Annotated in this window: 18 protein-coding genes, 1 tRNA gene and 1 pseudogene; 8 read left to right on the top strand and 12 right to left on the bottom strand. The window is 61.8% G+C overall.

Annotated elements, in window-relative coordinates; all coding sequences use genetic code 11:
- Positions 1-221: 221 nt before the first annotated feature.
- From QCE79_RS29265 to QCE79_RS29275, 3 genes are all read right to left on the bottom strand, one after another.
- Positions 222-482 carry a hypothetical protein gene (locus tag QCE79_RS29265; protein WP_309849908.1) on the bottom strand — a complete coding sequence of 87 codons (261 nt, stop codon included), beginning with the start codon at positions 480-482 and terminating at the stop codon, positions 222-224.
- Between the two features lie 108 nt (positions 483-590).
- A complete protein-coding gene (locus QCE79_RS29270; RefSeq protein WP_309849910.1) occupies positions 591-833 on the bottom strand; it encodes a hypothetical protein in 243 nt (80 codons plus the stop codon).
- A 175-nt stretch (positions 834-1,008) separates the two neighbouring features.
- Positions 1,009-1,227: a helix-turn-helix transcriptional regulator gene (locus QCE79_RS29275; RefSeq protein ID WP_309849913.1), complete on the bottom strand. Its 219-nt coding sequence runs from the start codon at positions 1,225-1,227 to the stop codon at positions 1,009-1,011.
- A 100-nt stretch (positions 1,228-1,327) separates the two neighbouring features.
- Here QCE79_RS29275 and QCE79_RS29280 point away from each other — a divergent pair, with 100 nt between their 5' ends.
- The 6 genes from QCE79_RS29280 (at position 1,328) to QCE79_RS29305 (ending at position 4,609) form a co-directional block, all read left to right on the top strand.
- The gene (locus tag QCE79_RS29280; RefSeq protein WP_309849915.1) at positions 1,328-1,957 is read left to right on the top strand and encodes an XRE family transcriptional regulator; all 630 of its coding nucleotides are present in this window, start codon (positions 1,328-1,330) and stop codon (positions 1,955-1,957) included.
- Positions 1,958-2,467: 510 nt separating this feature from the next.
- The gene (locus QCE79_RS29285; protein ID WP_309849918.1) at positions 2,468-3,313 is read left to right on the top strand and encodes a hypothetical protein; all 846 of its coding nucleotides are present in this window, start codon (positions 2,468-2,470) and stop codon (positions 3,311-3,313) included.
- Between the two features lie 101 nt (positions 3,314-3,414).
- Complete coding sequence (locus QCE79_RS29290) at positions 3,415-3,573, top strand: hypothetical protein (protein ID WP_309849920.1); 159 nt, start codon at positions 3,415-3,417, stop codon at positions 3,571-3,573.
- A gap of 169 nt (positions 3,574-3,742) precedes the next feature.
- The gene (locus tag QCE79_RS29295) at positions 3,743-3,991 is read left to right on the top strand and encodes a hypothetical protein (protein ID WP_309850678.1); all 249 of its coding nucleotides are present in this window, start codon (positions 3,743-3,745) and stop codon (positions 3,989-3,991) included.
- A gap of 99 nt (positions 3,992-4,090) precedes the next feature.
- Positions 4,091-4,300: a hypothetical protein gene (locus QCE79_RS29300; protein ID WP_309849922.1), complete on the top strand. Its 210-nt coding sequence runs from the start codon at positions 4,091-4,093 to the stop codon at positions 4,298-4,300.
- Positions 4,301-4,387: 87 nt separating this feature from the next.
- The gene (locus tag QCE79_RS29305) at positions 4,388-4,609 is read left to right on the top strand and encodes an AlpA family transcriptional regulator (RefSeq protein ID WP_309849924.1); all 222 of its coding nucleotides are present in this window, start codon (positions 4,388-4,390) and stop codon (positions 4,607-4,609) included.
- On the opposite strand, the gene QCE79_RS29310 is transcribed toward QCE79_RS29305, so the two are convergent.
- The 7 genes from QCE79_RS29310 to fdhE all read right to left on the bottom strand — a co-directional run bounded on the left by QCE79_RS29310 (position 4,587) and on the right by fdhE (position 13,250).
- Complete coding sequence (locus QCE79_RS29310; protein ID WP_309849926.1) at positions 4,587-5,819, bottom strand: phage integrase central domain-containing protein; 1,233 nt, start codon at positions 5,817-5,819, stop codon at positions 4,587-4,589. The two genes, QCE79_RS29305 and QCE79_RS29310, sit on opposite strands and share 23 nt — an antisense overlap.
- Positions 5,820-5,968: 149 nt before the next feature.
- Positions 5,969-6,064, bottom strand: a tRNA-Sec gene (locus QCE79_RS29315).
- A gap of 94 nt (positions 6,065-6,158) precedes the next feature.
- Positions 6,159-6,779, bottom strand: coding sequence for a DedA family protein (locus QCE79_RS29320; protein WP_244828687.1), 621 nt, complete (start codon positions 6,777-6,779; stop codon positions 6,159-6,161).
- 48 nt (positions 6,780-6,827) lie between these two features.
- Positions 6,828-8,831, bottom strand: a complete 2,004-nt coding sequence (locus QCE79_RS29325) for a VTT domain-containing protein (protein ID WP_309849929.1) — start codon at positions 8,829-8,831, stop codon at positions 6,828-6,830.
- A 61-nt stretch (positions 8,832-8,892) separates the two neighbouring features.
- Positions 8,893-10,806, bottom strand: coding sequence for a selenocysteine-specific translation elongation factor (gene selB / locus QCE79_RS29330; protein WP_309849932.1), 1,914 nt, complete (start codon positions 10,804-10,806; stop codon positions 8,893-8,895).
- Positions 10,803-12,209 (bottom strand): L-seryl-tRNA(Sec) selenium transferase, encoded by a 1,407-nt coding sequence (gene selA / locus QCE79_RS29335; RefSeq protein ID WP_404989446.1) that lies wholly within the window; start codon positions 12,207-12,209, stop codon positions 10,803-10,805. Before selA ends, selB begins: the two co-directional genes overlap by 4 nt.
- A 63-nt stretch (positions 12,210-12,272) precedes the next feature.
- Complete coding sequence (fdhE, locus tag QCE79_RS29340; protein WP_250466599.1) at positions 12,273-13,250, bottom strand: formate dehydrogenase accessory protein FdhE; 978 nt, start codon at positions 13,248-13,250, stop codon at positions 12,273-12,275.
- 147 nt (positions 13,251-13,397) lie between these two features.
- On the opposite strand from fdhE, the gene QCE79_RS29345 reads away from it, so the two are divergent.
- Positions 13,398-13,622 (top strand): PbsX family transcriptional regulator, encoded by a 225-nt coding sequence (locus tag QCE79_RS29345; RefSeq protein WP_309849938.1) that lies wholly within the window; start codon positions 13,398-13,400, stop codon positions 13,620-13,622.
- 10 nt (positions 13,623-13,632) lie between these two features.
- Positions 13,633-13,961 (top strand): annotated as a pseudogene (locus QCE79_RS29350) (type II toxin-antitoxin system PemK/MazF family toxin).
- 12 nt (positions 13,962-13,973) lie between these two features.
- On the opposite strand, the gene QCE79_RS29355 reads toward QCE79_RS29350, so the two are convergent.
- Both QCE79_RS29355 and fdxH read right to left on the bottom strand, forming a co-directional pair.
- Positions 13,974-14,624 (bottom strand): formate dehydrogenase subunit gamma, encoded by a 651-nt coding sequence (locus QCE79_RS29355; RefSeq protein WP_244828692.1) that lies wholly within the window; start codon positions 14,622-14,624, stop codon positions 13,974-13,976.
- Positions 14,611-15,543 (bottom strand): formate dehydrogenase subunit beta, encoded by a 933-nt coding sequence (fdxH, locus tag QCE79_RS29360; protein ID WP_309849942.1) that lies wholly within the window; start codon positions 15,541-15,543, stop codon positions 14,611-14,613. The genes QCE79_RS29355 and fdxH overlap by 14 nt, the downstream gene beginning before the upstream one ends.
- Positions 15,544-15,550 lie beyond the last annotated feature (7 nt).

Raw genomic sequence — 15,550 nt, forward strand, 5'->3', positions numbered from 1 at the left:
AGCACCAGCTTGTCGGGGTCGAAGAACAGCAGGTTTGTCTTCCCCGACGCGCCGTACGCGTCAATTGAGTTCTTTGCCATCGGTCATATCCATCAGATTGCCGCCCCTAAAGAAGTCACGAACGCATGATTTGTTGCCGTAAAGGTCAGCGAGGCCTGCGTCAAGCGTAAATAGTTGTACTAACCCACCAAGGAGTATTCGGCACCTTGACTCCATCCACCCTACCGTTTGACTGTCCGCTCCGACGCTTTGCGCATACTTTCCTGTATTGCCTCTGCTGCGTCTTTACGTGTCACGTTGAAGCCCGCCATCGGCAGTGGCGTGGCTGGCTCATAGGCAAAGCGCCGTTGCGAAAGCGTTTCGTTCGCGCCGGTTTCAATTTGAAAGGCCTCGGGATGTTCCTGCTTCATCTGTGTAATGACCGCTGCAAGCGTTTCGCTCGTCGCGTTTCTAAGCATTTGCTGGTGCCGCTCGATGTGCATCCTTGCTTCTCCTCTTCATACGCAAGCTATCGTTCGCCCGATGAGCCGGCTCGATTGGAAGGCGGACGAAGTCGCGTTATTGCCGCCTGATTTGTTGGTACCCGGTCATCAACGATGGCGAGAGCCGAGCGTTGAGACAACGATCTCACCGCTGTACTTCAATCGCAGGTGCTTCCAGAGGGCTCGCTCTACGCTCGACGGCATCACTACATTGTTCACGCAGATCGAGCCGTTCTTTATGGTCACGTCATGACCCAGGCCCAGGTCGAGCCTCACCATGGGCGCCTCGTCGGCCGAGATGACCGTCGTTACGCGATGCACGCAGGGGATCTCGATCCCGTCGATAGCCACGCGTCCTTCGGGTTCATTGCAATTTTTTGCGCCAGCGCCGTTCGCTTAAATTGCTATTACCGATGCAGTCATTTGAATCCTTTGTATTTCGTTGGACCGCGATCTGGTTCAGTAGTAGGGACAGCCGCGAATCACATATGCCGACAAGCCCGCCCGGCTTCGAGCACGCGGGACTTTATTTACGCGGGACCTTGTGACGATGCGGGTAGAGGATCTGCATTTCCGGCACCTCGCCATCGAAAAATTTTGCAAGGCGCTCAGCGACATCAAAAGAGGGCACTTGACACCCACGTTCGACTCGACTCAGGTTGCTGGGGTCGATGCCTATCACGCTCGCCACACGAGCGATCGTCATCCCGCGTCGCTCGCGCGCCTGGCGGAGGGGACTTTTCATACTCTGGCTTCCTTGTTTTTGCGTTACACGCATATTAAGGCCAGACGATGAATTGCGCAACACGCTTTGCGCGCCACGCATCTAAAGGAGAAAATTGAGTATGACCGTTGGATCTAATATCCGAAAACTTCGCAAAATTGCGGGGATGACAATCCTCGAACTTGCTACGCAAGTCGGCAGCGACGTAGGTAATCTATCGCGCCTTGAACGCGGTCTCCAAGGCTACAGTCAAGACGCACTTGAAAAAATCGCGGCAGCACTCGGCGTGCAGGTCGCAACGTTATTTTCTGAAGAAGTTGGCGCAAGTTCGCCGCCACCCACCGGCAAAGTGCCGCTCGTGTCTTGGGTAGCAGCTGGCAAATGGTGCCAAGTAAACCTACCGTTTGAGCCGGGCGAAGCCGAGGAGTGGCTTCCATGCCCCGTAAAACACGGGCCTCGGACTTACGCACTGCGCGTGAGGGGGGATAGCATGCATAACCCGAACGGCCGCCCCTCCTTCGATCATGGGGACATAATCTTTGTTGATCCGGACCGCGAAGCCGTACATCGATCGTTAGCTGTCATTTGCCTAGATGACGACAATCAAGCGACGTTCAAACGCGTTTTAATTGATGGCGCACACATGATGCTCGAAGCCCTCAATCCTGCTTGGCCCAACCGTATCTTCGAAGTTTCCAGCAATGCGTCCATTTGCGGTGTTGTGATCGCGCGCATGGAAAGCTTCATCTAGAAGCCCCGCCCCACTGTCTCTCCCATCCGACGCTTCTGGATTTAATCAAGGGTCGCCTTGCGTCCGCGCACCTTTGCGCTTCTCTCGGAAATGACGCAACGCATGTCCAAGGCGTGGTCGCCGTGTACAAACCTAAGATTTGCGTTTGACGCATTTTTAGTTTGCAGGTAATATGCGTTCAATGAGCCGCCGAACCAGCCGCAGTGTCAGCAGTTTGTGCACGAGGCCTGTGGCACCCGATCTTTCGTGACAGGCTTGCGCTGTGTTGGAGCATACACAACCCACATTTCCCATAGCGAGAAGGCGCCTCTCCAGGCAACGCGAAATCTAAGGATTCGGCAATAGCTCAAGAGCCATCAAAGCAGCCGCAGCGAAGTGCTCGCGATGGACATCGCAAGCACTAAGTTCCTATCTAGCAATGCGCGCCGGGGCGCCACAACCATGAACAGTTAGCAGTTGTCTGCATCACCCTAGCGCGATTAAGACGTAGCAGTACTAATTGGAGGAAATATGATCGAAGTCCCCTTCCCTGCACCGCAAAATTGGAAGCGATCCAACGCCCGCGTCGGACTTGCATTCAGACCGATCCCGCCACAGGAACGCCCAAAGAGCAAATCACTGGTTCTGCGCGCCTGCCGAGAAGACATGTCATCTGGGAATGGCTTCAAATGGCCGTGGGCAGGCGCGATGGTTGAAGCGCCCGATTGGCAACCGACGCATCGTTGTGGCTCGGGTCTGCACGGATGGCTTCATGGCCATGGAGATCATGCGATCGGCGGCTACATCGAACCGACAGCAAATTGGCTCGTCATCGAGGTGGATACGGACGACATTATCGAGTTGGATGGCTTCTGCAAGTTTCCACGCGGCAAAGTCGTTTTCGTCGGCACGAGCAAAGGCGCTGCCGACTATCTGCTTGCAAATGATCCATGCGCCCGTGATCTTCCTTTGATCGGCGCCCATCGCGCGGTCGGCGATCACCGTGCTGTATTTGTTGGCGCTTTGGGCTGCGCTATAGCAGGAAACTGCGGCACAGCCATGGCGGGATATCGAGGAGTTGCAACTGTGGGATATGGCGGAACGGCGACAACGGGCTTTCGTGGCGAATCCACCGCAGGTGTTCGCGGGACAGCCATTGCGGGTGATGGCGGAACTGCACGAGCCGGCAATCATGGGACGGCTATGGTGGGATTCAGCGGAAAGGCAAGCGCTGGCGAGAAAGGACAGATCAGCATCTGGTACTGGGACTTCTATGAGATGCGATACCGAATGAAGATCGGTTACATCGGCGAGGAGGATTTGGAGCCGAACACGCTATACACCCTCGACGATAATCACCGCTTCATCAAGGTGTAATCACACATCACGATTTGGTAGGGCCGCCGCTTTATTCGTTTTACGTCGCGTTGGCCTCTTCGCCATGTAGTTGTACTTATTAGGAAGCCGAGGATGCGATCATGCCGCGTAAAGCAATGTTAAGTGAACAACGCGCTGCAAAAAAGGCAGCAAAAGCTGAAGCCCTGAAAGCGAAGCGCGAGGCCCTGGAGTGCGAGGCTCGGGCCGAAATTCACTTTTTGGCAAGCCAAACCCCGGCTCATATCGCTCAGGGGGGGTGAATACAGTTCGCTGTTGGAAGGAGGCTTTGGATGCTGCTACGTCCGCCGCACAGCGTCCACGGATATCTGTCGACAGACTTCGATGCTCGCTCCATGAGCTCCGCAGGCATGTTGAATTGGTCGATGCGCCCCTTAACGAATAATGACGCCTGGTGATCTAGTGAGAACGATGAAAGAACGCCCGCTCGCATTCAGCGCGCCGATGGTGCGCGCCATTCTTGACGGACGCAAGACGCAGACGCGGCGCGTCGTGAAGTTGCCGCATGCCAACTCGCTCGGACAGTGGGAGCCGACAACCATCGGCGGCCGGAATGGTGGCTGCACGAAGGACGGTCAGGCAATCAATCGCTGGGACGGCAAGCTGCCCACGTACATGGGCGCCGGTTCTCCCCTGCCTTTCTTGAACGTCACCAAATAATCTAGGAGGGCGCCGGCAATCCGGCGCGCGCACGTGGAAAAGCAAATTCAGACGTAACAGCACCCTCACTTCGACGCGTTCAACGCGATGGTCATCGACATGGTTGCAGCACAGGTCTTCACGGGCGCCGCATTCACGAATCAGCAGATCGCCAATGACTTTTCTATCGTCGCGCTCAATCACTATGACGAGCTGCCAGAAATGACCATTGCCACTCTCGCCGCGATCATCGCGACCCTCGCCGCGCGCGACATGCCTTCCGATGTTCGGACGTCGATTGAGACGGGTCAGCGGCACGGAGCGCATTGAGATGGCCGTGCCGAAACAAGACACCGAGGCACTCGCCTCATTCAGCCCCGAAAACACATGGCAGCATGCCATCGTAGGAGAAAGAGAATGAATGCCTTGCGAATAAAACAGGTCGCCACGAAGGTGGGACTCGGACAATCCACAATCTACCGAATGATCGCCGCAGGGACATTCCCTAAGCCGTTTGAGTTGGTGCCCGGTCGCGTCGCGTGGATCGAAAGCGACATCGACGCTTGGCTCGCCGAACGGGCTGGCAAGCGATACCAGCCCGGAGAGACGTCTCAGGCTATGCAGCCGATGCAGCAGTAAGTTGCTCCACCTTCTGCCGACCCGCGCAGTAATCAGCCCAATCCTCCATCATTCCGCGCCGGCGTTCGAGCATGTCTCGACGTCGGTACGCGGACACCGTCATAGACCCGATCGTGTGTGCGAGCGCCTGCTCTGCGAGCGAATCAGGGTAGTCGGTGCAATCTGCGATCCAATCCCGAAACGTTGACCGAAAGCCGTGGACCGTGATGTTGGTGCGATCCATCCGGCGCAGTAACAGCAGCATGGCCATGTTCGAGAGTGGCTTCCCCTCCTTGTATCCTGGGAACAGCCAGCCCCATTTTGCGCCTGTCTCTATCTGTTTTCGCACCAACTCGACCGCCTCATCGCAGAGCGGCACGCGTAACTCGACCTCGCACTTCATTCGGTCGCCTGGGATCGTCCAGACCTTCGCATCCAGGTCGAATTCCTCCGGACGGGCGAACCGTACTTCGTTCGTTCGAGTCGCCGTCAATATCAGTAGGCGCAGCGCGCGCGCCGCACGCTTGGGCCTCGTCTTCAACTGTGTGAAGAACGCTGGCATGTCTTCCCATGCGAGCGCCGGATGATGCTTGACCATCTGACGCTTCTTCGTGCGCGGCAACACGCGGTCGAGATGATCGACGTAGCGCGCCGGGTTGTCGCCCGAGCGATGGCCGAGCGTAGTTTCAGCATCGAGGATGGCCTTCACGCGCCCGCGCACGCGTCGCGCCGTCTCGGCCTTCTTCAGCCAGATCGGCTGGAGGATGCGCACAATCATCTCGGTGTCGATGTCGCGCACGTCGATGTGGCCGATCACTGGATAGGCATAGTGGTCGAGCGTAGCCGTCCACTGTTTCGAGTGCTTATCGTTGCGCCACGCGGATCTGCGGCCATCAATGAAAGCTTCGGCTGCTTCCTTGAATGTCACCGTGTTCGCCTCAGCCGATCGCTCGATGACGCGCTTGTCGCGCGCGATGATCGGATCAACCTTCTCTTTGACCTTCGCCCGGCACTCTGCCGCATCCTTGCGCGCGGCCGCGAGTGATACCAACGAGAGCGGCCCGAGTCCCATCTCACGAGAACGCCCGAGGATGGAGAACCGGAAGATCCACGAGCGCGATCCAGACGCGCTTATCTGGAGATACAGGCCGCCGCCGTCCGGATAATATCCCGGCTCGATTAGCTTTCCGATTCCCAAAGCGGTCAGTCGGTTCAACTGGCGTGCTGCCATTCCTTACCCCCAAAGCTACCCACGAATGATGACTGGATTCTGGGGTAGCAAGGGAGATTGAGCAAGAGTATCGGCACCCCCAAAACCCACGCATCACAACGGTCTGCGGGTTTCATCGGGAGTGTTAGAGAACGCGTGAGAGCCTTGATTGGCGGAAGGCAGCCGGAGTCGAACCGACCTGGGAATGTCTGACATCCCCAACCGGGTTTGAAGCCCGGCCGTACCACCGGATACGAATGCCTTCCTGCGGAGAACTCAGCACGCTGGCAACACTTCGACCAGGCGCGCCGCGATTATAGCGGTGATGCGTAATTCGCATACTTGCCGGCGCACCGGCCATTAACCGCTCTTGTCGCTTGGCTGGTGCGGCGGCTTGCGGCGTAACAGACGGTACGCGAAGAAGATCAGCGCGAGCACCACCAGCAGGTCGATCACCGTCGCGCCATGCAGATGCAACTCCATCAGCGTCCATTGCAGTTGCCGCTGAAAGAGCGCGCCGCCCAGCAGCCAGAACGCAGCCCACGCGACGATCCCACCCGTATCCCAGAGAAAGAACGCGGGCACGGCGATTTGCGTCGTACCCATCAAGGGCGGCGTGACGAGTCCGAGTCCCGGTATGAACTTCGATACCGCGACGATAGGCGCGCCATGCCGCTCGAAAAGAGCGCCGGTCGTACGCATGCCGTTGTCGATCGCATAGGAGCGACGCGAAAGCGCGGCAATGAGCTTGCGCCCGTGGATGCGTCCCGCCGCAAACCACACACCGTCGCCGATGAGCGCGCCCGCCACCGCCGCCACCAGCACAGAGACGAACGAGAGCCGCCCGTTCGCGACGGCCGTTCCCGCGAACAGCAGCAACGGCGCGGAAGGCAGCGGCACACCGAGCCGCGTCAGCAGCACGTTGGCGAACACCGCCGCCCCGCCCCACTGCGCAATCGCCGATGGCGGTATCTGAATCACGCGTCTTCCTCGGTTCGTTGTGGTCTATGGTCTCGCGGCCGGACGCGCTCAATCGGCCCGCGATTCGACGAGCATCACGGGAATGCCGCCGCACCCCGCGCTATTCGCAATTTCAATGCCGCCCCACGGCGAACTCGCGCCACGGTCGAACGCCATCGGGTCGCCACGCAAGTCCGGGCGCAGCACGTTGAACGGCCAGGTCGGTCGCCTGATGCGCTCATGGACCACGGACCCGAGCCAGATCGGCATAGGCTGCGCGCGGGAGCCCATGCCTAGCGCGTAGTTCGTGGGCCAGAAACGCAGGACGTCGCGCTCCTGCGGGCCGAGATGCGAGCGCGTGAACACGAGCTTCGAAGGCTCGCCGTTGTTCAGACGCGGCAGCGCGGGCAAGGCGACCGCCGGTGCGTTGGGCGACACCACCGACATCACGCTCTTCACCGACACACCCGACACCTCGGTCCAGCCGCGGCTCGTCAGTTGCGCGCGAATCTGCGCGGGCGTGGCCGCCCATTGCACGGTGATCGGCTCGCGACGGTCGCCATCCATGGCCGACCGGTAGCACGAGAACGTGCGCCAGAAGGTATCGGTCCATTGAATCGGCGTGATGACGACCGTGACGGGCGGCGCGCTGTGCGCCTCGGATGAATCGCTCAACTGCAACGCCACGCTTGCGCAGATGACGGCCAGCACCGCGAACGGCATCCACGGACGCGGCTTCGGTTTGCAGGGATTGCGCCACACCGCCGTGAGCGCGATCAGGAACACCCAGATGGCCGCGAGCGCGACGCTGCCAAGCACGGCGGAAATGGTGAAGCGGCCGAAGTACAACCCGGCGAGCGCGACGGCCGTGACGATCGCCGATGTCGCTGTCGCGATCAACACACCCGAAATGGTGCCGACGCGCCGCAGCAGCAAGAACGCGAGAAAGCCGTAGATCACGACCGTGGCCGAGACGTGACTGCTCAGAAAAGAATGGTCGGCGGGCGCGAGCGTGACGAGCATCGGATCGCGCGCGGTGAAGCGGATCGCGAGCACCAGCAATTGCGAAAACACGACGGCGACGAGCCAGTACGTGACCGTGCGCCAGCGCCGCTCGAACACCATCCACACGACGACCGTTACGGCGAGCGCGGCGAGCGTCGGCGTGCTGCCGAGCGTGGCGGCGGCATCGAGGATGGAATCGGCCCAGGTCGAACGGAACGACTGCAACAGCCGGAAGATGGAGGTGTCCACCTGCACGAGCGAACTGCCGCGCGCCACGCCCGACAGCACGTAGAAGAACGCGACCGCCGAGACGAGCAGCAGCGCGGAAATCATCACGATGAGCCCGGTCGCCGGATTGCCCGGATCGAGCGCGCGTGCGAGCATCCGCGCGGCCAGACCACGGCGTTGCTGGCAGGTCGCAAGCAACATGTCGCGCGAGGCGAACGTCCATTCCTTCGCATGCGAAATCACCACGCGCGCGAGATTGAACACGAGCCACGCAAGCGCCGCGAGGATGACGAGGATCACCACGAGCCGGATCGATACCGCGCCCGCCAGTTCGATCGAAGCTCCGAAGACCACGCCCGGCAGGATGTGCAGCGGCGCCCAGATCAGCGCGGAAATGATGTTGACCGCCAGAAAGCGCGCGGGCGTCATGCCCGCGACGCCAGCGACGACCGGCACCACCGCGCGCATCGGTCCAACGAAACGCGCGAGCACCACGCTCTTCGCGCCGTGTTTGTCGAAGTATCTTCGGCCGGCGACGAGTGCGCCGGGATGCGCCCGAAACGGCCACATCTGCGCAATGCTCGTTGCATAGCGCTTGCCGAACCAGAAGCTGACCGCGTCGCCCGCAATGGCGCCAACGACCGCGCAGACCATCACCCAGCCGAGATTCAGCGCGCCGGTTCCGACGAGCGCGCCCGCGATGAACATGGCCGTGCTGCCCGGAATGAAGGTGCCAATGAATGCGAGCGACTCCAGAAACGACGCAAGCAGCACTACCACGAGCGTCCATTCGGGATGGCTCGACAGAAGATGCAAGAGCTTGTAGTAGGAATGCTCCATCGGATTTCACGCGACAGCCTGCGCCGCGAAGGTCTCCACGTCGTAACTCGACGTTCGATAGTCAGACGGATTCGTGCCAGCGGCTGTCGGTTCGCAACAGATGAAGGTCGCGGTGAAACCGAGTGTACCCAACCCTGTCGAAGAACTCCAAAACCTGGATCGCGCGTTTGCGGCCGAGCGCGCTGGCATCGCGAAATGCGGCCGCGCCTATCGCACCGTTCGCGTTTGCATGTTCGGCAGCCAGCCGTGCAAGTGCTGCAATGGACGCGCGTCCGTAAAACAAGTCGCGCACCACCTGAAAGACATCGCCACGGCGCGAGAGCTTGCGCAACAGACGCCGCACCGCGTCTTCGGGCACGCCATGCGTGGTGGCCAAATCCCTGACCCACGGCGGGTCGAAGCGGCCTTCCTCGATCGATGAGAGCACGACGCGGGCCAGCGCGTCCTCGGCGGCATCGAGCGTAACCGTATGCGATGGCAAATGCAGCCACGGACCGCTTCGCGCAATCGTGCCTAGCGTCACGGCGTCGTCGATGAGCGCGCGCCACAGCGCTTCGGGCGCGAGCGGCGCGGCCATGCGGCGCAGGCGCGCGGTATCCGGGCCTTGCTCGTCCGCAAAGCGTTCGTGGAAGGCGGCGAGTGCATCCGTCAGACACGCGTGCAACGCGTCCCATCGCGCGACGCTGATCAAGAGCGCATCGTCGTGGATGGGTATGCTGCGCAGACCGTCGGGCTGGGTCATCGATCCAAGCGTTCGACCTGCAAGATGCTCGACGAGCGAGCGCGGCAAGCCATACGGCGACTGCGCGAAGAGTTCGTCGATGGCGCCGGTGTCGAGCATCGCGGTGAGCGCATCGAGCCACGCGTGGCGCTGCGGCGTGCGGCGCTTGCGTGCGGGCGCAAACGGGTCGAGCACACGCCCGCCGCCTACCGTTTTATCCGCCTGCGCATTGCGAACGATGAAGCGGTCGCCCGGCAGCGCGCAAACCGGCCTATCGAATACGAGTTGCACGCGCGCCGTCTGCCCGGCCGCGAGCGTTTCGCCGTCGAGCAAGGCGATGTGCGCGACGCGGTGCATCGTGCCCAGATGTACATGCAGCGGGCTCCAGTGCGTGAGCGCCGGCGCGGCATCGGCGAGAAGCGTGAGTTCGACGTCGATTCGCTCGGACGCTCGCGCGAGACGCGCATCGAGAATCCAGTCGCCGCGCGACAGCGTGTCCTTCTCGATGCCCGCGAGATTGAGCGCGCAGCGCTCGCCCGCGCGCCCCGTCTCCGAAGCGCGATTCTGCGCGTGAATGCTGCGCACACGAACCGGCGCTTCGCCCTCGCGCGGCGCGAGCGCCAGCGTGTCGCCGACCTTCGTCTGCCCCGCGGACACCGTGCCGGTCGCCACCGTGCCCTGGCCCGCGAGCGTGAACACGCGGTCCACGGCCAAACGAAAGAAGCCGTCGTCGCGGCGCGCGCGCCAGTGCTTGGCGACATTGTGCAGATGCGCGTTCAGCGCGGCCACGCCGGAGTCGTCATCGCGCGTGGCGTTGGTGTTAAAGAGCGGTGCGTGTTGCAAAGCGGTGCCGGCTATAAGCGCGGCGATTTCGGCATGGACTTCGTTCAGGCGCGCGGCATCGACACGATCGGATTTCGTCACCGCCACTGCGCCGTCTTTCACGCCGAGCAACTGGAGAATCGCGAGATGTTCGCGCGTTTGCGGCATGACGCCATCGTCGGCGGCGATCACCACGAGCGCGAAGTCGATGCCGCATGCCCCCGCCGCCATCGTATGCACGAGCTTTTCGTGCCCCGGCACGTCGATGAAGCCGAGCACGCCGCCATCGCCGAGCGGCACGTATGCATAACCCAGTTCGATGGAAATGCCACGCGCCTTCTCTTCCTTCAGACGATCCGTATCCACCCCCGACAGGGCGCGCACGAGCGTCGTCTTGCCGTGATCGATATGCCCCGCCGTGCCGACGATCATGCGTTGCGGCCCGTTGCCCGCATCTCCAACTGGGCGATGAACGCGGCTTCGTCCTGTGCTTCGAGACAGCGCAGATCGAGCCACAGCGCGTTATCCGCAATGCGCCCGATGACCGGGCGCGGCAGATCGCGCAGTCTGCGCTCGATGCGATTCAACTGGCCGCCCGCCTTCTTGCCGCTCGTGAGCCGCACGACGAGGCCGTAACTCGGCAGGACATCGACCGGCAACGCGCCGCTGCCGATCTGACTGAACATCGGCTCGGTGGCGACGACGAAATCCGCACCGGTCATTGCCTGCAGCACGGGCCGGATGCGTTCGGCGGCAAGGCGCATGGCGTCCGCGGGACGCGTCAGCAGGCGCAAGGTGGTGAGACGTTCGGCGAGCGTCTCCGGCGTGCGATAAAGCCGCAACACCGCTTCGAGCGCCGCGAGCGTGAGCTTGCCGACCCGCAGCGCACGCTTGAGCGGATGATTCTTGATCTTCGCGATCAGTTCCTTCGTACCGACGATCAGGCCCGCCTGCGGTCCGCCGAGCAGCTTGTCGCCGCTGAAGGTGACGAGTTGCGCGCCAGCCTCGACCGTCTCGCGAACCGTGGCCTCGCGCGGCAAGCCCCATTGCGCCAAATCGACGAGCGTGCCGCTGCCGAGATCCACGACAACCGGCAAGCCGCGCGCCCTCGCCAGCGGCGCGAGTTCCGCGAGCGTGACTTCCTTGGTGAAGCCCGTGACCGCGTAGTTGCTGCAATGCACTTTCATCAGGAGCGCGGTCCTGGCGTTGATCGCTTCGTCGTAATCCTTCAGATGCGTGCGGTTGGTCGTGCCGACTTCGCGCAGCTTCGCGCCCGCGCGGCTCATGATGTCGGGAATGCGAAACGCGCCGCCAATCTCGACCAGCTCGCCGCGCGACACGATCACTTCGCGACGCGCGGCCAGCGCGGACAGCGTCAGCAGCACGGCGGCCGCGTTGTTGTTGACGACCGTCGCGGCTTCGGCGCCCGTCAGTTCACAGATGAGTTCGTTGATGAGGTCATCGCGGTCGCCGCGCGCGCCGGTCGCGAGATCGAATTCGAGATTGGCCGGCCGCGTCAGGACTTCGGCGACGGCGCGCAGCGCTTCATCCGGCAACAGCGCGCGGCCGAGGTTCGTGTGCAGCACCGTGCCCGTGAGATTGAAGACGCTTTTCACGCTGCTTTCCGCGCGCTTGTCGAGCGTCGCGCCGACGCTTGCCGCGAGGCTCGCATCGGCCAGTGCCTCGACGGATGCGCGGCCCGCCTGCGCTTCGGCGCGCCATGCGTCGAGCGACGCGCGCAGCACGGCGAGCGTCTGCGTGCGTCCGTGCGCGGCCAAGACCGGCGCGAATGCCGCCGATGCCAGCACGCGCTCCACCGATGGCACTCGTGCCATCAGCGCGCGCAATTCGCTGTCGTTGTTGCCGGTGACATTACTCACGCTTCTATCCTCTTCCCTTCATGCTTCATCGACGTGTTCGGGCCACAGCCACGGATGCGGCGACGCACGGCGAAAACCGGCGTCGCCCATCAGAAGGTCGAGCGTGAGGCTTGCCAGATCGTCGGCGTAAGGCTCGAAGTCGTAGGCCTTGTCTTGATAGCCGATCTTTCTGTAGATGCCGCATTCGTCGCACGATTCGGCCTTGAGCGCGGCCTGCTTCGCGCGGGCGGCGCGTTGTTCCTCGGTTTCGTCGTCCGTGGGCGTGCCCATGGCGTGATACGCAATGCCCTTGGTGGAGTCGCAATTCGAGCATTTGGCGCGCACGACATGCCATTCGGTCGAGCACAAGCCGCACTGCACGTAGCGATAACCATCATGCGTGCCGCCGACGCGCACGATGCTCGCCACCGGCATCGAGCCGCAGAGCGGGCAGACGCCGGGCGCATCGAGATAAGGCACATCCGACACGGCGATGCGCGTGGCCAGATCGGTCCACACCACTTGCAGCGCGGCGACGATGAATGGCGCCGCCGCCGGATCGATCTCCGCGAAGCGCAGCGCGATGATCGCGTCGGCCTGCGTGTCGAGCGTGGCGGCGTCGGTCGTGCGCAGACGCGCGACGAGTTGCGCGAGCGGCGGGGTGAGCGCGCCCGCGGCTTCGATACTGTCGAGCAGCATGAACAGTACGTCGCGCCACGCGGGATCGCGCTCGTCGGTGAGCGCGGGGACGATAGGCATCGAATGCTGCTGATTGCGTTCGATCGACTCGCGCGCGGGCATCAAAGCGGTGGATGTCGAAAGGATGCGTTGCTGCGCATCGGCGAGCGCGGCCATGAGACGCAGATAGCCCGCGATCGGATTGCTCGCTTCGGCGAGTTGCAACAGACGCGCGGCGCGGGCGGCGAACACGGTGCCGCGTTCGGGCATGCGAAGACGGGGAATGGCCGAAGGATCGAGAGACTCGATCTTGGCGGCTTCGAGAATGCGTTGGACCACGGGATTCCTTGAGGAAGGTCGGGGCGGGATCAAGAATAACAGCTTATAACGGAGCGCTCAGCGATGCTCATGCTCCGCGCGGAGGTACAAAAATGAGTTCACGCAAACGGAAATTCAAAATGGAACTTTCAATACGGAAGCAGGGAAATGGCGCGGCAGTCCGGTTGCCCGCCAGCGCTGCTGGAAGGCATGAAACTGACCCTTGGCGACAAATTCAATGTCGAGGTGTGCCCGGACGGAATCATGCCGATGCTGGCTCGTCGCGAATTGTCGCTCGAAGAACTGCAGGCGCAGTGCGACCCGAAGGCGCCTATCTCCGATGAATTGGCTGACTGGAACAATCTAAAACCGGTAGGACGTGAGCGATGGTGAAAGGCAACAAATTCGACACGGGGATATTGCGCACGTCGGCCTGAGTCCGGCAATTGGCCATGAGCAACAAGGCGACTTCAGGCGGGCTCGCGCTTTCGGCTGCGTCATTCAATGCGCTGGAGACCGCACTGGTCGCGCCTGTCACGCAGAGCAGCGGCTTCGCGCGATACGCCGGTTTCGCAGTCCCGCTCGCCGGGCTTGGCACAAGGACGCAAGGCGTCGCGCTCGTCAACATGTTCCGCACGTTAGACCTCGAAGCGCGCGGTGCGAGTCGAGGAACGCGCGCCAATCGAAGTGACGGACGACGCGCTAGCGCGCCGTCACGCCATTCTCGACTGACGCGCATTCGGCCTACTTGCCGATGATCTCCTTGAACCACCGCGGATGGTGCTTCCTGGCCCATCCATAAGTGACCGTGCCGCGTGTCATCGCGCCGACAGAACCCTTGATCCAGATCGCCGCGTAGATATGCACGATGATCCCGACGATCAGCACGAACGCCGCCGCCGCATGCACGACCGCCGCCACGCGAATGATCTCGATGGGAAAGTAAAACGAGAAGTAGCGCCGCCAAATCACGATGCCGCTCAACAGCAAAAGCGGCAGGCAAGCGGCCATCGTGAAGAACAGCAGCTTTTGCCCGGCGTTGTACTTGCCGATCTCCGGCAGCCGGTCTTCGCGATTGGCCAGCACGTCGTCGATCTGCTTCATCCACTGCACGTCAGCCTTGTCCAGATAGTTGTGATGCCAGAAACGCAGCGCAAGAATCATGAACGAGACGAACATGACGCAGCCGACGAACGGATGCAGAATGCGCGTCCACTGGCCGCCGCCGAAGATTGCGTAGAGCCAGGCCATCGACGGATGAAACATCGCGAGACCGGAAAGCGCCAGCAAGACGAACGTAATCGCGGTGATCCAGTGATTGCTGCGCTCGTTCGGCGTGTAACGGACGATCAGGCGGTTGCCCTTCACGTCGCGCAGTTCGCTATCGTGTTTCATTCGAACGCTCCCTTTGCTGAAACGCCTCTTCGGCTTCGTGCTGTGCTTCGGCTTCTTCTTCCGCGCTCACCTCGTTCGGACCGACACGCGTGTAGTGGAAGAACCCGGCGATCGCGGCCAGCGCGATACCCGCCATTGCAAGCGGCTTGGTCACGCCTTTCCAGATCGACACCAGCGGACTGATGTGCGGGTCTTTCGCGAGCCCGTGATAAAGCTGCGGCTGATCCGCATGATGCAGCACGTACATCACATGCGTGCCGCCCACGCCCGCCGGGTTGTAAAGACCCGCGTTTTCGAAACCGCGCTCCTTCAGGTCTTCGATGCGATCCTCCGCTTGCGTGATCATGTCCGCCTTGGTGCCGAACATGATCGCGCCCGTCGGACACGTCTTCACGCACGCCGGCTCCTGCCCGACCGCGACGCGGTCCGAACAGAGCGTGCACTTGTACGCGCGATGATCTTCCTTCGAAATACGCGGAATGTTGAACGGGCAGCCCGTGACGCAGTATCCGCAGCCGATGCAGTTTTCCTCGTGAAAATCCACGATGCCATTGGTGTACTGCACGATCGCGCCTGGCGACGGACACGCCTTGAGACACCCCGGGTCCTCGCAATGCATGCAGCCGTCCTTGCGGATCAGCCACTCGAGGTCGCCCTTCGGGTTCTCGTACTCCGTGAAGCGCATCACCGTCCACGAATGTTCGGTGAGATCACGCGGATTGTCGTAGACGCCGGTCGTATGACCGACGTCGTCGCGCAGGTCGTTCCACTCCATGCACGCCGTCTGACATGCCTTGCAGCCGATGCACTTCGATACGTCGATGAGCTTCGCGACCGTCCCCGTCACCGGCTCGCGGACTTGCGGCGGCGGCGTGGTGGTGGCCGAGAGGCGCTTGATGTCGAGCGATTGCAGAGCCATCTCGTCT

Origin of the sequence: Caballeronia sp. LZ003 (assembly GCF_031451465.1) — a bacterium.
In the GTDB taxonomy this organism is placed as follows: Bacteria; Pseudomonadota; Gammaproteobacteria; order Burkholderiales; family Burkholderiaceae; genus Caballeronia.

What these genes read in the sequence shown, in the direction of transcription:
- QCE79_RS29265 (WP_309849908.1), bottom strand. Translation starts at nt 482, where the DNA reads ATGCACATCGAGCGGCACCAGCAAATGCTTAGAAACGCGACGAGCGAA.
- QCE79_RS29275 (WP_309849913.1), bottom strand. Translation starts at nt 1,227, where the DNA reads ATGAAAAGTCCCCTCCGCCAGGCGCGCGAGCGACGCGGGATGACGATC.
- QCE79_RS29280 (WP_309849915.1), top strand. Translation starts at nt 1,328, where the DNA reads ATGACCGTTGGATCTAATATCCGAAAACTTCGCAAAATTGCGGGGATG.
- QCE79_RS29285 (WP_309849918.1), top strand. Translation starts at nt 2,468, where the DNA reads ATGATCGAAGTCCCCTTCCCTGCACCGCAAAATTGGAAGCGATCCAAC.
- QCE79_RS29290 (WP_309849920.1), top strand. Translation starts at nt 3,415, where the DNA reads ATGCCGCGTAAAGCAATGTTAAGTGAACAACGCGCTGCAAAAAAGGCA.
- QCE79_RS29295 (WP_309850678.1), top strand. Translation starts at nt 3,743, where the DNA reads ATGAAAGAACGCCCGCTCGCATTCAGCGCGCCGATGGTGCGCGCCATT.
- QCE79_RS29300 (WP_309849922.1), top strand. Translation starts at nt 4,091, where the DNA reads ATGGTTGCAGCACAGGTCTTCACGGGCGCCGCATTCACGAATCAGCAG.
- QCE79_RS29305 (WP_309849924.1), top strand. Translation starts at nt 4,388, where the DNA reads ATGAATGCCTTGCGAATAAAACAGGTCGCCACGAAGGTGGGACTCGGA.
- QCE79_RS29310 (WP_309849926.1), bottom strand. Translation starts at nt 5,819, where the DNA reads ATGGCAGCACGCCAGTTGAACCGACTGACCGCTTTGGGAATCGGAAAG.
- QCE79_RS29325 (WP_309849929.1), bottom strand. Translation starts at nt 8,831, where the DNA reads ATGGAGCATTCCTACTACAAGCTCTTGCATCTTCTGTCGAGCCATCCC.
- selB (WP_309849932.1), bottom strand. Translation starts at nt 10,806, where the DNA reads ATGATCGTCGGCACGGCGGGGCATATCGATCACGGCAAGACGACGCTC.
- selA (WP_404989446.1), bottom strand. Translation starts at nt 12,209, where the DNA reads ATGGCACGAGTGCCATCGGTGGAGCGCGTGCTGGCATCGGCGGCATTC.
- QCE79_RS29345 (WP_309849938.1), top strand. Translation starts at nt 13,398, where the DNA reads ATGGCGCGGCAGTCCGGTTGCCCGCCAGCGCTGCTGGAAGGCATGAAA.
- QCE79_RS29355 (WP_244828692.1), bottom strand. Translation starts at nt 14,624, where the DNA reads ATGAAACACGATAGCGAACTGCGCGACGTGAAGGGCAACCGCCTGATC.
- fdxH (WP_309849942.1), bottom strand. Translation starts at nt 15,543, where the DNA reads ATGGCTCTGCAATCGCTCGACATCAAGCGCCTCTCGGCCACCACCACG.